This window comes from Paenibacillus sp. O199 (assembly GCF_001636635.1).
In the GTDB taxonomy this organism is placed as follows: domain Bacteria; phylum Bacillota; class Bacilli; order Paenibacillales; family Paenibacillaceae; genus Paenibacillus; species Paenibacillus marchantiae.
Genome location: NZ_LGRP01000015.1, coordinates 116,423 through 130,742, shown reverse-complemented (window position 1 = coordinate 130,742; position 14,320 = coordinate 116,423). Strand labels below are relative to the sequence as shown.

At 46.9% G+C, this 14,320-nt stretch carries 10 protein-coding genes; 8 read left to right on the top strand and 2 right to left on the bottom strand.

Translation table 11 applies throughout. From position 1 onward, the window contains the following. Positions 1-147: 147 nt before the first annotated feature. The 8 genes from A6049_RS20965 to A6049_RS20930 all read left to right on the top strand — a co-directional run bounded on the left by A6049_RS20965 (position 148) and on the right by A6049_RS20930 (position 12,411). Positions 148-2,400 (top strand): helix-turn-helix domain-containing protein, encoded by a 2,253-nt coding sequence (locus tag A6049_RS20965; RefSeq protein ID WP_063566508.1) that lies wholly within the window; start codon positions 148-150, stop codon positions 2,398-2,400. Between the two features lie 334 nt (positions 2,401-2,734). Continuing rightward, a complete protein-coding gene (locus A6049_RS20960; protein ID WP_063566507.1) occupies positions 2,735-4,336 on the top strand; it encodes an extracellular solute-binding protein in 1,602 nt (533 codons plus the stop codon). Positions 4,337-4,478: 142 nt separating this feature from the next. Next, complete coding sequence (locus tag A6049_RS20955; RefSeq protein WP_063566506.1) at positions 4,479-5,375, top strand: ABC transporter permease; 897 nt, start codon at positions 4,479-4,481, stop codon at positions 5,373-5,375. Between the two features lie 62 nt (positions 5,376-5,437). Then, positions 5,438-6,310, top strand: a complete 873-nt coding sequence (locus A6049_RS20950; protein ID WP_063566505.1) for a carbohydrate ABC transporter permease — start codon at positions 5,438-5,440, stop codon at positions 6,308-6,310. Between the two features lie 95 nt (positions 6,311-6,405). Next, a complete protein-coding gene (locus A6049_RS20945) occupies positions 6,406-8,160 on the top strand; it encodes a hypothetical protein (protein ID WP_063566504.1) in 1,755 nt (584 codons plus the stop codon). A gap of 195 nt (positions 8,161-8,355) precedes the next feature. Beyond that, complete coding sequence (locus A6049_RS20940) at positions 8,356-10,089, top strand: tetratricopeptide repeat protein (protein ID WP_063566503.1); 1,734 nt, start codon at positions 8,356-8,358, stop codon at positions 10,087-10,089. A gap of 170 nt (positions 10,090-10,259) precedes the next feature. Then, positions 10,260-11,219: a thioredoxin-disulfide reductase gene (trxB, locus tag A6049_RS20935; RefSeq protein ID WP_063566502.1), complete on the top strand. Its 960-nt coding sequence runs from the start codon at positions 10,260-10,262 to the stop codon at positions 11,217-11,219. A 160-nt stretch (positions 11,220-11,379) separates the two neighbouring features. Beyond that, positions 11,380-12,411 (top strand): AI-2E family transporter, encoded by a 1,032-nt coding sequence (locus A6049_RS20930; protein WP_072735810.1) that lies wholly within the window; start codon positions 11,380-11,382, stop codon positions 12,409-12,411. A gap of 170 nt (positions 12,412-12,581) precedes the next feature. Here the strand turns inward: A6049_RS20930 and A6049_RS20925 are convergent, their stop codons facing one another. Beyond that, positions 12,582-13,184, bottom strand: coding sequence for a response regulator transcription factor (locus A6049_RS20925; protein ID WP_063566501.1), 603 nt, complete (start codon positions 13,182-13,184; stop codon positions 12,582-12,584). After that, the gene (locus A6049_RS20920; RefSeq protein ID WP_063566500.1) at positions 13,181-14,314 is read right to left on the bottom strand and encodes a sensor histidine kinase; all 1,134 of its coding nucleotides are present in this window, start codon (positions 14,312-14,314) and stop codon (positions 13,181-13,183) included. The genes A6049_RS20925 and A6049_RS20920 overlap by 4 nt, the downstream gene beginning before the upstream one ends. Positions 14,315-14,320 lie beyond the last annotated feature (6 nt).

The window sequence follows — 14,320 nt, the reverse complement described above, 5'->3', positions numbered from 1 at the left end:
CTGCCTGGGGGCTTGTGCTATAATAACTTAAAATTGATTTTATGGCTGCGTATATAGGGAATTCAATCCCAGAGATGTAACTGATGTGATGAACAGTAGAACCACGGCTATTATACAACGGTGTCGTGGAGTGAGGAGTGGGGTCTATTGTCCCGGACTTGGTATTATCGTTTACTGTTTTCTTATTTTCCTATTTTCTTTCTTACCATGACCGTACTCATTTTTATCGCTTTTGTTTTCATTAATGACATCTCCAGGGAAGAAACAAGGAAAGCAGACCGTATCTCCTCCAGCTATTTGGTGGACAGTCTGGACCGGACGATCCGGGATATTGAGTTGTCGGTTATGGAAGCGGTGCAGAGTGAGCAGGCCTATAAGTACTATTTTAATAGCCAGAACCAGGTGGGCAAAGAGACCGTGTATAGCATTGCTCAAAACTTGCGTGAGCTGACGAGTTCCAACCCTTGGATCCAATCCATTTATTTGTATGACAAGAAAAATGAAAGCGTTTTAACATCAAGCGGCTCTAAGGAGGTAGATAGCTTTTCAGACAAGGCATGGATCGACCGAATCGACTCTGGTTCTCTTACTTCAGGCTGGCAGCCTGTCAGGGAATACGATGCAGGAGTTAATCAGCGTACGCCTATTCGGGTGTTGACGGTAGATAAGGATATGCCCTTGCCATTTGGCTCTGATGGGGTGCTTGTCATTAATATCAAGATGAGTAGCATCGAGCAGAGCATTGATAGTATGGTTAATGGACAGCTTTCTTTCATGAGCATTCTTGACCGTGGCGGTCAGGTTGTGTACGATGCGCATTCAGATCGTGAAGGTGCTGTAGAAGGCCAAGAGCTGAACACCCTTTCGCTGGAAAGATTGGGTTGGACGATCTCCAGTGGGATCAAGGAGGGGAACTTATATGGTTGGGTCTCGGTGGTTTCCTATGTATGGGTGATTATTGCGGTTGTTACCGTCATTTGTGCAATCGTCTATATTATCTATATCACTCGTCGCAACTATAAACCCATTCAGATTATTATGAATCGGATTGAGGCGCATCAGATTCGAGTGCTGGAGCAATCGGGCTCTCGGACCGATGAGATGAAATTGATTGATGGCGTGTTAGAAAACCTGATTAACCATATGATGGATTCGGACAAAAAGAGCAGGGAAAACGTGCTGCTGCAACGCAGCAAACTTTTTAACGATCTGCTGAATGGGGAGAATCTGGACCACGCGGTAGAGCGATTAAAGGATCTTTCCCCGTTAACTGGCGTGGATACTTCGTCATGCTTCGCTGTTGTGGTTGGCGAAATCAACCGATATGAGAAGGGATTCCAGGAACGGTTTACAAGAGGTGAGCAGAATACACTCAAATTTGCGTTAATGAATGTGCTGCAGGAGCTCTCACGCAATGCGGGTATGCAATGCTGGACGGAATGGGTCAGCTCGGATCAGATTGCGATCCTTTTCCTGTCCACAGACGGTAACCCGGATATGACGGAGCAAATTCGCTTAGTGGCGGAGGAATGTCGTTCCTGGGTTGAGCAGAATCTGCGTATATCATTGAGTTTCGGTATCGGACCGATCGCGGAGGGCATCGAGGCTATTCGTGAATCTTACGTAGCGGCTGAGACTGTGATGCACCGCAGATTACTGAGAGACGGTGATGTCGCTCTGGCTGGATATGGAGAAACTCAGCAGCAGCTACTTGATACCTATACCTATTTGCAGATGATTGCTGATTTTGTTAAACGGTTTCGGATGTCGAGCAGTCAGTGGCGTGATCAACTGGAGGAGATCTTCGCGGCTTTTGAACGTGATAAGCTGCCAGATGATGAGATTCACTCCTTGATTCAGGCGATGCTACAGATGCTCAGCCGGGAAGTAGCGGTCATGTCCGAACAGCTGCAGGAGAAATTATCGGAGGAAAACATAAACAAGTGGTTGATGCTGATGAAAGAAGCGGAGACACTTGAAGGTGTCAAAGACATTCTGTTTGATGACCTGACGGACTTGTTCAGAACTTATGTGTCGGTAACTGAGACCAAGAGCTACAAAGCGATGGTCAATGAAATGAAAAACTATATTGAAGAACAGTTTGCGAATCCTGATCTTTCGCTGAAACATCTGAGCGATCGATTCCAGATTACCGGCAAACATGCGAGTTATTTGTTCAAGACAGAGTTCAATATGAAGTTTGTAGACTTTCTTACAGAATTACGGATGAAGGAAACGGAGCGTCTTCTGCGGAGTACGGATCTTTCCCTACAGGACATTGCCTTGAAGGTGGGGTATGCCAATGGAATTACCTTGGGACGTGTATTTAAACGGGTTGAGGGTATTACACCGGGAGACTATCGCCGTATGAAACGTGAACATCACGATTCCGAGTCGTAATTCAAAGGCTCATGCTACGTATTATACCGTGCTAAGCACAGGGTGGAATTCATGCAGGTTTTTCTCAGGAGAAGCCATGTAGGAGTCCGCCTTTTTTGCTGCTAGTGTAAACCTATATTCCGTCTTGGAAGCTTGCGCTTATGCAAGAAATCCTTGATTTACGCCTGTTTTCGGGTCCTTTACGAATATAGTCAGTCTGCGAAAATAGTCGCTCGGGATAAACCATTATCCTTATGTAAGCGTTTCCGAAACGAGTTTATTGCCAGAGCGCGGAAAGATGTGGAATACTCTGGGCAAGCTTTAAACATTCACGCAATGCTAAGGAGATGACAAAATGACAGGAAAAGCAACCAAAGGGAGTCTAAAGAAATGGATGGGATTGGCGCTTACTATGGTAATGGGAGTTTCCTTGCTAGCCGGCTGTTCATCTGCATCGAATCAGGAATCAGAAGGCAGTGCATCAGGCAATGGCGAGCGTGTCACTTTAAAAGTGGAGGTGTTTGACCGCGGGAATAGTCCTTCACCTTATACCATTACGAATAACTATTTGTCCAAACTGATCCAGGAACGGTTCGGCGATCCGAATAACATTGATATACAATTCGTACCGATTCAGCGCTCGGAGGAAGTAACCAAGCTGAATGTCCTAATGGCGAGTAATACGGATGTTCCGGATATTGTATTTGTTTATGACTCAAGTGTATTTTATCGTTACGCCGAACAAGGCGGTCTGACTGATGTGGGAGAGTTGATTGATCAATACGGACCTAACCTGAAAAAATTCCTTGGCGAGGACACCCTTAAGTTTGGTCAATTAGAGGGCCAGCAGTTCGCAGTTCCTGGCAAACGTGCCATCACAGGCAGATATAGCTCTTATATTCGTCAGGATTGGCTGGATAAACTGGGATTGCCAGTACCGAAGACGACGGATGAATTGTATACCACTTTGAAAGCATTTAAAGATAAAGACCCTGGTGGACTTGGCAGCAAAAACATTCCAATGGGAATGGCACTGGCGCCAGCTCAGTTCGAAACGCTGATCTACTCATTCATCAAGCCGATCAGCGGAGATCTGACTTATGCACAACGTTATGAATTGCCTCTCCATGAGGGCTTCAAGGATGCCATGAAGTTCATGAACAAGCTGTACAATGAAGGCTTGATCAGCAAGGACTTCAGTTTGGATGAAGATAAGGCCCAACTGGTGAAGGATGTACAGAACGGAAACATCGGCTACTGGTCTGAGGATGTCGACGCTATTTTCTATGCAGATGGCACTCTGGATAACTTGCTTAAAAATACGCAGGGCAGTAAAGTGCTTCCGGTTGATGCGTACACCAACGCAAACGTAGACAACAAACATATCAAATCCCGTTACGGTTCAAACGGCATGTACATCATGATTCCGAAGAGCAGCAAACGTTCGGTGGAAGCAATCAAATATTTGGATTGGATGGCATCAGACAATAACCTGATTGATATTTACAGCGGCGTGGAAGGAGAGAACTACGATCTGGTAGACGGAATTCCTGTTGTCAAAGAGGATGCTTCACAGGAAGCGAAGGATCGCCTGTTCAACGCAGGGGATACAGCTATTATCTCAAATGGTAAAAATATCGGTGATCAGGCTACCAACGAAAAAGCATGGATCATGGGCTTCCCCCAAAATAATCAGGAAATGCTTAAACAGTCGATTGATATTGCTAACACCGATACGGTAAGACCCATCATTTTTGACAAACCGATTCAGGCAGAGATGAAGTACAGCACGGCGCTCAAAGATAAGCTTAATGTCATTATCGTAAAAACAGCAATGGCTAAACCGGAAGAATTCGACGCAGTGTATGAACGGGAAATGAATGATTTCATGTCCCTGGGCGGCACAGAATTGAAGAAGGAACTGGATCAAGCGGTTCAGGAGCTTGCTGCTAAGTAGCAGTCGGAGATATGTGTGAACGTACGAATCCAAAGTAATCCAACTTACACAAGCTTGATATCGGATCATTTATGAAGGGACTTGTGCCGTCGGCTGAGGTTAAGGCGGCACAGTGTTTCTTCGTTGTTAGGAGGAGACCGACTTGACCGCATACTTGAAGAGGTATTGGCAATTATACGCGTTGATTTCACTGCCCCTCATCTATTTCGTGGTGTTTCGCTACGGACCGATGTATGGCGTTCAGATCGCATTTAAAGATTTTAATCTTTTTCAAGGTATTAACGGCAGTGAGTGGATCGGTTTTGATGCCTTTCGCGAGGTATTCGGGATGCGAGATTTCTACACCACGTTGCGCAACACCTTTATGCTGAATTTTCTTGATCTGATCGTTTCGTTTCCTGCTCCCATTATATTAGCCATCATGCTCTATGAAATCCGGTTTAAATGGTTTCAAAAAATATCGCAGACGATTCTGTATATCCCTCACTTTATTTCGTGGGTCATTATTGGGGGAATTGTGTACCAGTTATTCGGTAACCAATCCGGTATGGTAAACGGTGTACTTGAAAGTATGGGCTTAAATCCGATTCCATTTTTGACGGAGAAAAACCCGTGGCTTGTGACCTACCTGTTCACAGGTGTCTGGCAAAGTGCAGGCTGGGGAACGATTCTATATCTGGCTGCGCTGACGGGTGTTAATAAGGAATTGTTCGAAGCGGCAGAGATTGATGGAGCGACACGGCTGAAGAAAATCTGGCATATAACCCTGCCAAGCATCAAGCCTACTATTGTTACTCTGCTCATTCTTAATTTGGGACATATGGTCAGCATCGGATTTGATCGTCCTTATATTATCGGGAACACGGCAGTGCGTGAATATTCTGATGTGCTCAGTACCTTTGTATACCGGGTCGGGCTGGAATCGGGACAATATACGCTGGCAACCGTCGTTGGACTGTTCCAGGCAGTCGTGGGACTTATATTTGTACTCGGTTCGAACTATATATCGAAAAAGACAACAGGTGAAGGAATTCTTTAAAAGAACAGAAGGTACGCTTAGCTGCTTTATATGTATACCATCAGTAAAGGAGTTGTGCGCATATGAGTGAACGCACCTCAAACCGGATTTTTGATACCGTTATCATTCTGTTTATTAGCTTGTTCGTCGTGTTCTGTCTCGCTCCGTTTCTGCACACGATTGCCATATCATTAAGCTCCAATCGTGCCATTACATCGGGTGAAGTCACCATTTTTCCTAAGGAGTTCAATTGGGATGCGTATGTTAAGGTGTTCTCCGATCATTCGATGCTGTATTCCTTGGGATATACGACCCTGTTAACGATTGTGACAACGGTGTTATGCATGGTGTTCACAATCGCAGCTGCATACCCGTTGACCAAGAAAAAAATGAAGGGCCGCAAGCTCTTCATGTACGTGATCATCATTACGATGTTCTTTAGCGGGGGGATCATTCCTGAGTACTTGCTCATTCGTGACCTGCACTTGCTTAATTCGCCGTGGGCGCTAATTCTGCCAGGTCTGGTCAGTCCGTTTAACCTGATTATCCTGATCTCATTTTTCAATGGTATACCGGAAAGTCTGGAAGAGTCGGCTGAAATTGATGGCAGTTCACATCTGCACACTTTGTTGAAAATCATATTACCGCTGTCGATGCCAGTCATGGCAACTTTGGCGTTGTTCTATGCTGTTGGCCGCTGGAATGGCTTTCAGGATTCCCTGATGTACATTAATGATCCTAAGCTGTATCCACTTCAGCTCAAACTGTTCCAAATGGTGCAAAACAACATGGTGAGTGAGCTCACACAGATGGAAGGTGCCAACCGCGCTCCATTAACCCCGGAAAGTCTCAAGGCGGCCACCGTTATTTTTGCAACCGTACCGATTCTGCTCGTCTATCCATGGCTGCAAAAATATTTTGTTAGCGGTGCGATGCTTGGAGCTGTTAAGGGCTGATCATAGGTTTTCTTAAGCCAATCGTGATTAACCAGATGACAAGAATTATTGCGCCGAATATTCCGTTCATCGGCATTTGTTTGGAGGGACTAGACATGTACAGACAACTGGTGGAAAGCAATGACAGAGCAGTGCAAAAAGGGATATCCCGGCAAGTGCTTGATCCGGACAGCCGCTATTATGGAGGAACGATTGACCCCTCTACAGGTATCGCCTGGGTCAACCATACGACCGGAACACCTACGGACATGTGTTACTGGGGAGCAGCACTCGCCAATCCGGATTCGATCTATTATCGGGATGAAGATCTGTTAAATCGTCTGCTGCTTGCATCGGAGTACGTAATCCGTAATCAGCATGGAGACGGCTCCATATCCCCCGGTTGGACCAATTCCCATTCTCCGCCGGATACCGCATTTCTTGTCGTGGGATATGCCCAGTTATATCAACTTCTTCAGCAGCAAGACTGGGAGCCATTGCAACCTGTGCTGGACAATATACGCCTGTTTCTGGAACGAACTATTCCAGTCTTGCTGACTGGAGGCTGTCATACGCCGAATCATCGCTGGGTGCTATGCGCGGCGCTCGGTTTCCTGCATCAATTGTTTGACCTGGAGGAAGCTGTGCAGCGTGCAGAGCAGTGGCTGGCTGAAGGTATGGATATTACGCCTGATGGGGAGTGGACTGAACGAAGCAACGGAATCTACAGCGCGGTTAGCGACATCATGCTGATTCATGCGGCACGCCTGTTGAACCGTCCCGAATTGCTGGACCCGGTGAGACTCAATCTTCGTATGATGGTGTATCTTGTACATCCAACAGGTGAGGTTGTTACAGAATACTCAGGTCGCCAGGATCTGGGGAGCGTGCATGATTTATCACCGTATTACTTGCCGTATGCCATTATGGCTCGGTTGGACGGTGATCCGATCTTTGCCGGCATGGCCGATTGGGCTGGAGAAATGTTAACAGATCCCGGCGTCTGCTCGGTCAATGCGCTCGTTCGGCTGCTGCTGGAGCCTGAGCTTCAGCAGCAGGCTGGTAAGGCACGGGAACAGCTGCCTGAGCGGTACGAGATCATACTGAACGAACGATTTGTGCGGGAGGGCTATTTACAGCGAATGGATTCGGCAGGTCATCATGGACACATCTCGCACAGCCGGTTGCATACGGACTTCGGCGCACCTGTAGCACGTATTCGTTCCGGTAATACAAGTGCGACTGTAATGACGGAGGTGCCTTCATTCTTTGCCCTTCGTCATGGTGCCGTACGTCTGCTGGCCGTTCAGTTGGCCTCCTATTTTAATCCAGGGTATGTGCCGATGCAGCAGATGTCTCGATTGCCAGCAGGTTACCGTCTGACGGGCGAACAGAGGAAAGGCTATTACGGCCCGATCCCGGATAGCCAACTGCCTGAGACGGCGGGAACAGCTATCAGTCCGTGGTATTTGTTGCCCCATCAGAGTCGAGATCTCACCCATGAACAGACGTTCCTTGTACAGACGGAAGTATTAAGAACGGAAAATGGCTGGACCCTGAAGCTGGCGGGAGAGCAGCCGGAGCAGCTTATGGTGCAGCTGTCTTTCGTGTTCGGCAGCGAGGGCGAGCTTTCCCAGGGGGAATTGCTTGAGACAGATGAAGGCCATTATCTGTGGAAGAGCGGCACATTGCGTTATTCCTGTGGAGATGACTGGATTGAGCTGACCGGAGGCGAGGTAGGGCATTTGGCAGCAACCGTACGTGAGGCAAAGCTGCCAAATAAGTGTAAGGTTGTACTGGTTAACTTTATGACCCCTTTCCACAAGACAGTTCATATCTCTCTTTCGCCATCCATGGCGTTGAAGCTGTAATTCTGATGAATCTCTCTATAAGGAAGAGTACATGAAGCAAAAAGATGACATTTCATTCGAAAGGGATGAGGGGGTGTCATCTTTTTTTTGCGCATTTTTGGCATAAACGACATGAAACTACATATTGAGAAGTGGGCCTTAAGATGTGGTATACTGGAGAGTATGAATGAAAGCAAAGAGGAGGTGCCTTGGAAGATGAAGGGCAAGCTACTGCGGGCTGAGGGACACCTTGCCAATGTAATACCGATTCACTTGGATGCTTCTTTCTTTTTTGAGAGAGCTGTCCGCTCGCTGGACCGTAATCACGTCGACAAGGCATTAAAATATTTTCGTAAAGCTGTTGAATATGAGCCGGAAAATCCGGTGAATCATTGTAATATGGCGGGTATATTATCAGAGAAGGGGGATTACGAGGCTTCCAATGCCGTTCTTGCGCATGTGCTCGACGTGGTAGATCCGTCCATGACGGAATGTTATTTCTACATGGCGAACAATTATGCGAATATGGATCGGTTTGAAGAAGCTGAGCAAGCGCTTGTTACGTATTTGGAGGAGGATACCCAAGGTCAGTTTATGACGGAAGCCGAAGAGATGATGGAGCTTCTTTACTACGAGCTGGATCGACCAGCCAAACTGAACCGGATCAAATCACGTAAGGGTGTCGTTGAACACGATCAGGCGCGGGAATTGTTGGAACAAGGGAAGTTTGCACAGGCGGCTGAGCTGCTGGAAGGCATGTCACCCGAGTATCCTGATTATTTGGCTGCTCGCAACAACTTGGCGCTTGCCTATTATTATATGGGGCTGTTTCCCAAGGCGAAAGAGACGATTGCCGAGGTACTGGAGCAGGAGCCTGGTAATTTGCATGCACTGTGTAATCTGGCGATCTTTCATCAGAACGAGAATCGAGCCGACCAAGTGCTGCTTCTGATCAAAAAATTGCGTGTCATCGTGCCTTTCCAGCACGAACAGGTCTACAAACTGGCTACCACGATGGGTATCCTAGGTCAACATGATACGGCTTATGTACATTTCCGTCGCCTGTTGAAGGATGAAGAAACCGCTGCGGACCCAGCTCTCGCACATTATGCAGCAGTCGCAGCTTATAATACCGAACGTTACGATTCCGCTGAACGTCTGTGGCGTCATGTAGGCAAGCTGGATCCAGGTTCGGAAGTATCCCGGTACTATCTGTCGGGTCTTGAGGCTGTGAGACAGGGAGAGAAAGATCCGGAGAAACTAAGTTATCACTATCATCTGCCATTTGACGAGCAATTCAGACAATGGGAGAACTATGGCAACGGCATACCTGAAGAGATGAAAAATGATCCCTTGATCCGTTCCTCTTTCTTCTGGGCGTTGCGACATGGGGACCGGGCAACTAAGCTCCAGGTCATTCATGCTCTTGGCATGATTGGTGATTACGAGGTGCAGCAGGCGCTGCAATCCTTTATCGAGGAACCTGGTGAAGATCAGGATCTGGTGGAAGCCGCTCGTTCCGTATTAAACGGTCTTGGTTCAGAAGGAACTAAGCAGGATGATTCTCCTGTTCTGCGACCGCTAACTGCGTTGAGCAAACGCACTATTCCGAAGATCGAGTCGATGACGGAACAAACGGAGACGAAAGCTTCTTCGCATTGGCAGGCGGTCGTGGACCGTGCGTTACAGATGTCTGAAGCCAAAGCCGAATTGCAGCAAGAAATGGAGCGGTTGTGGACCGACTATGTATCTCGCGTACACCTGGAGGTGCCTGGCACGAAGCAAATTGAAGGCTTGGCTGCGGGATTGGAATATCTGGCTGCTAAAATTCATAGTCGTCCAGTGACCTACCAAAGCATAGCCGACCGGTATGGCATATCAGCTGCCACAGTCAGCAAATATGCACGGCAAATCAATAAAGTGTGCAATTCCAACCCACCGGTCCAGTAAATGTTCCTTGAAATTCTCGCTTTGGGATAGACTTCATTGCGTGAAGGATACATAAGCCTGGAAAACGGGTAAACTTAACGAATAGGTCTCGACATGCCTGTAGGATATCATCATAGCAAGTTAATCGCCACTCAACACACTCTCAACCTTATTAAGGAGGCTGTATCTATATGTCTAAATACAGAACGATTGTGATCGGAACCGGACCTGCGGGTCTGACAGCAGCGATATATCTGGCTCGTGCTAATCTTAACCCACTGGTTATCGAAGGTCTTCAGCCGGGTGGTCAATTGACGACGACAACGGAAGTTGAGAATTTCCCTGGTTTTCCGCAAGGCATTATGGGTCCGGAACTGATGGACAATATGCGCAAGCAAGCGGAGCGTTTTGGAGCTGAGTTCAAAAATGGTTGGGTGGAAGAAGTGGATTTCAGTAAACCGCCCTTCAAGGTTAAAGTTGGAGGCATCGGTGAACTGGAAGCCGAATCAATCATTATCTCTACCGGTGCATCGGCCCGTTATCTCGGTATTCCCGGAGAGCAGGAGAATGTGGGACGTGGGGTAAGTACATGTGCCACCTGTGACGGATTCTTTTTCCGTGGTAAAAAGATCGTCGTTGTTGGCGGTGGAGACTCCGCTATGGAGGAAGCCAGCTTCCTGACCCGTTTTGCAACAGACGTTACCTTGGTTCACCGCCGGGACGAATTACGTGCATCGAAAATTATGCAGGATCGGGCTCGCAGCAACGAGAAGGTGAAATGGGCTTTGAACCGTACACCGCTCGAAGTTGTGCCTGAGGCTCTTGGTGTTAAAGGGCTTAAGGTACGCAATAACGAGACTGGACAGGAAGAATTGCTTGAAGCCGATGGCGTATTCATTGCCATTGGACATACACCGAATACGGGTTTCCTGAGCAACCAGATTACTTTGGATGAACACGGCTATGTTGTCGTTAAACCGGGTACAACCGAGACCAACATTCCGGGTGTGTTCGCCTGTGGTGATGTTCAGGATACGAAGTATCGTCAGGCCATTACAGCAGCAGGTTCAGGGTGTATGGCCGCAATGGACTGCGAGAAATTCCTTGAAGGCAGTATTGTGCATGACTGGAGCGAAACACTGGATAAGTAAGCATGAAAAGGGTATGGTTTGGCATAAATTAAGTAGAAGAGACAACGGGAAGTCTCATAATGTGAGAAGCCGGAAGGCTTCTCTTTTTTTGAAACCAAAGTGGGCATGAGATCGTATACATAATGGGCATATTAGCTGTGAGGTGAAGACTTTGGGGGAAATGATAAAAGATTGGTTACAGAATGCAACAGTGCGGCGATTTTTGATCCTGCTGTTGTTTTGTTTGGTTCTATTCAGCATGGGGAGTATGCTGCACATGATTTTGCTGTTATTCCTGGTGACGTATGTCATGAACAGGTTGCAGCATTTTATCACAGAGAAGTTAAATCGTTTATTTCCGGTTAACTATAAAGTTGTAGTCATCCTGCTCTATCTTATCGTTATTGCAGCCATTGTACTGGGCATCTCCAAGTATTCACCACGAATTGTGGATCAGGTCGTTCAGTTAACGAATGAGATCATGAAATTTCTTGATACCGCTGACGGAGATAATTTTGCTTCCAAAATTGCCGGTTATCTTCAATCGTTCGATATCAAAAACTATACCAACGATGCATTGAAGTATATTTTTGCGTTAAGCAAATGGTTGGAGTTCATTCTGTTGGTTATCATCCTGAGTCTGTTCTTCTTGTTGCAGAAGCGGGAGATTTCCAAGTTTACCTCCAAGTTCAAAACAAGCAAAATCGGCTGGTTCTATAATGAAGTGGCCTATCTCGGAGATAAGTTTGTATCTTCTTTTGGTAAAGTAATCGAGGCACAATTGATGATTGCTGTGTTTAATACGGCTTTGACGATCCTAGGATTATGGATACTTGGTTTCCCGTACTTGTTCGCCTTGACCATTCTGGTGTTTATGCTGAGTCTGGTACCCGTTGCGGGGGTTATCATCTCACTAGTTCCGCTGTGTCTGATCGGTTATCAACTGGGAGGATTACAGCTCAGCGTGATCGTGATTATTATGATCATCATTATTCATGCTTTGGAGACGTACTTCCTGAATCCGAAGCTGATGGCGCACAAAACCAAATTGCCGATGTTCTACACGTTTATCGTACTGATTCTGTCTCAACATTTCCTGGGGATCTGGGGGCTTATCATCGGTATACCGATCTTTGTCTTCCTGCTCGATATTCTGGACGTCAACAAGATGGAAAAAACGGAAGAGCCCGTACGTGTGGAAACGAAGCTGTGACCAGTAGCTGAATAGCTGCTGAAGGTATAGGTTGAGGTAATGTTCATAAAAGTAGAGAAACGCCTCCTGTTATGGGAAGGCGTTTTTCTCTGTCCATATTCACTGGAGGAGGTATGGTTGGTATGTAATTAGTCCAATTGTTGGTGCTTATGAACCGAGCGCACTAGTCTCTACAACCATCCTTTCTGCTCTGCAATACTGACGGCTTCCATGCGGTTTTTGGCATCAAGCTTGTTAAAAGCTTCAGACAGGTAGTTGCGCACAGTACCATAGGAAAGATGAAGCGAGGCAGCGATAAGATTGGCATTCATGCCAGTGGCTGCGAGCTTAAGCACTTCTTTTTCACGTTCAGTTAACGGATTCGTTTCTTTGGCTGCACCAAAAACGAGCTCTGGGGAAACCTCTCGTCCACCACTCATGACCCGTCGAATAGCTCCCGCCAAACGATCGCTTGGTTCGTCCTTGAGCAAGTATCCCTGTACCCCGGCCTGAATAGCACGCTCCAGAAATCCCGGACGGGCAAAGGTAGTGAGGATGATAATACGGCAGGGCAGACCGAGCTGTTGTATACGTTCTGCTACGTCCAGGCCACTCATAACAGGCATTTCAATATCCATAAGACACAGATCTGGTTGGAGGGAACCAATCTGCTTCAGAGCTTCCTCTCCATTACCTGCTTCACCGATGACCTCTAAATCATCTTCAAGGTCTAACAGTGACGCAAGTGCACCTCTCAGCATGCGTTGATCTTCAGCAATCAAAATACGAATCATGCTCTAATTCCTCCTTGGTGTTCAGTGGCGATCAAGGGAAAGGAAAAGACAAGGTGGGTTCCTCCAGAGTCCGAGGAAATCTGGAGGGAGCCGTCGATGAGGTTCAGTCGTTCAGACATGCCTTTTAGGCCATTGCCTTGATGTTCATCTGGACTAATGCCATTACCGTTATCTTTAACCCGTATGCTTATGCCATCATGCGTTCGTTCCAGCTTAATTACACAGCAAGTGGCTTTGCTGTGTTTTACAATATTCGTTACGGCTTCAAGTAGACAGAGGCTCGCCATGTTCTGGGTTAGATCGGGAACATCATGAAATGGGCCCTGTTCTCCTGCTAATTGAAGCTCGATATCAGCAATCTTCAACATTTCTTTGGCATCGGTGAGTGCTTCAACCATGCTGATTGCCCGCATGTCAGAGACAAGCTGGCGTACTTCCCGCAATGCCGCACGGGAGGTGCGCTCAATCTCCCGTGCTTCCTGTAAGGCACGTTCGGGATTTTTGACAATGAGTTTGGCAACCAGCTCACTCTTCAGTGTGATCAGCGAGAACGTATGTCCCATGGTATCATGCAGATCCCTGGCAATTGGCATTCGCTCTTCACGTTTAATTAATTCCTTGATATGCTGCTGGGCTTCATCCAGCTGGGCCTCCAGCTTTTGTCGATCCAGCATGGAACGGATCCCGAAGGGTGAAGCAAGCATAATGAGATAAAATGGCGCAAAAAACATGAGTTGATAAGCGCTAAGGTATTGAATTTTTAAAGCAATTGGAATGGTCTGGACAATGGCGAATATGACCAAAAACATTCGGAACTGACGTTTCTCCGTGTACCATCCGATAAAATTGGCTGTGAAAAATCCGAGGAAAAACATATTGGGATCAATCACCAGGCTTAGTATCAGAACGCAAAGCATCTGTAGGCTAAGCCAATAGGAGAAGAGTGAGGTACCTGATGTCATGTAGAGCTGCCGATAAGTCAGGATAAATACGATGAAGGAGGTTACGCCGATGTACCACTCATGTCCCTGTGCGTTCCACAAATAATAGATTGGCATAGCCAGATAGATCATCCATATATACGGGTAAAATCCATATCGCTTTGGGAAAATCTCGAAATGCTGAAGCATATTTGA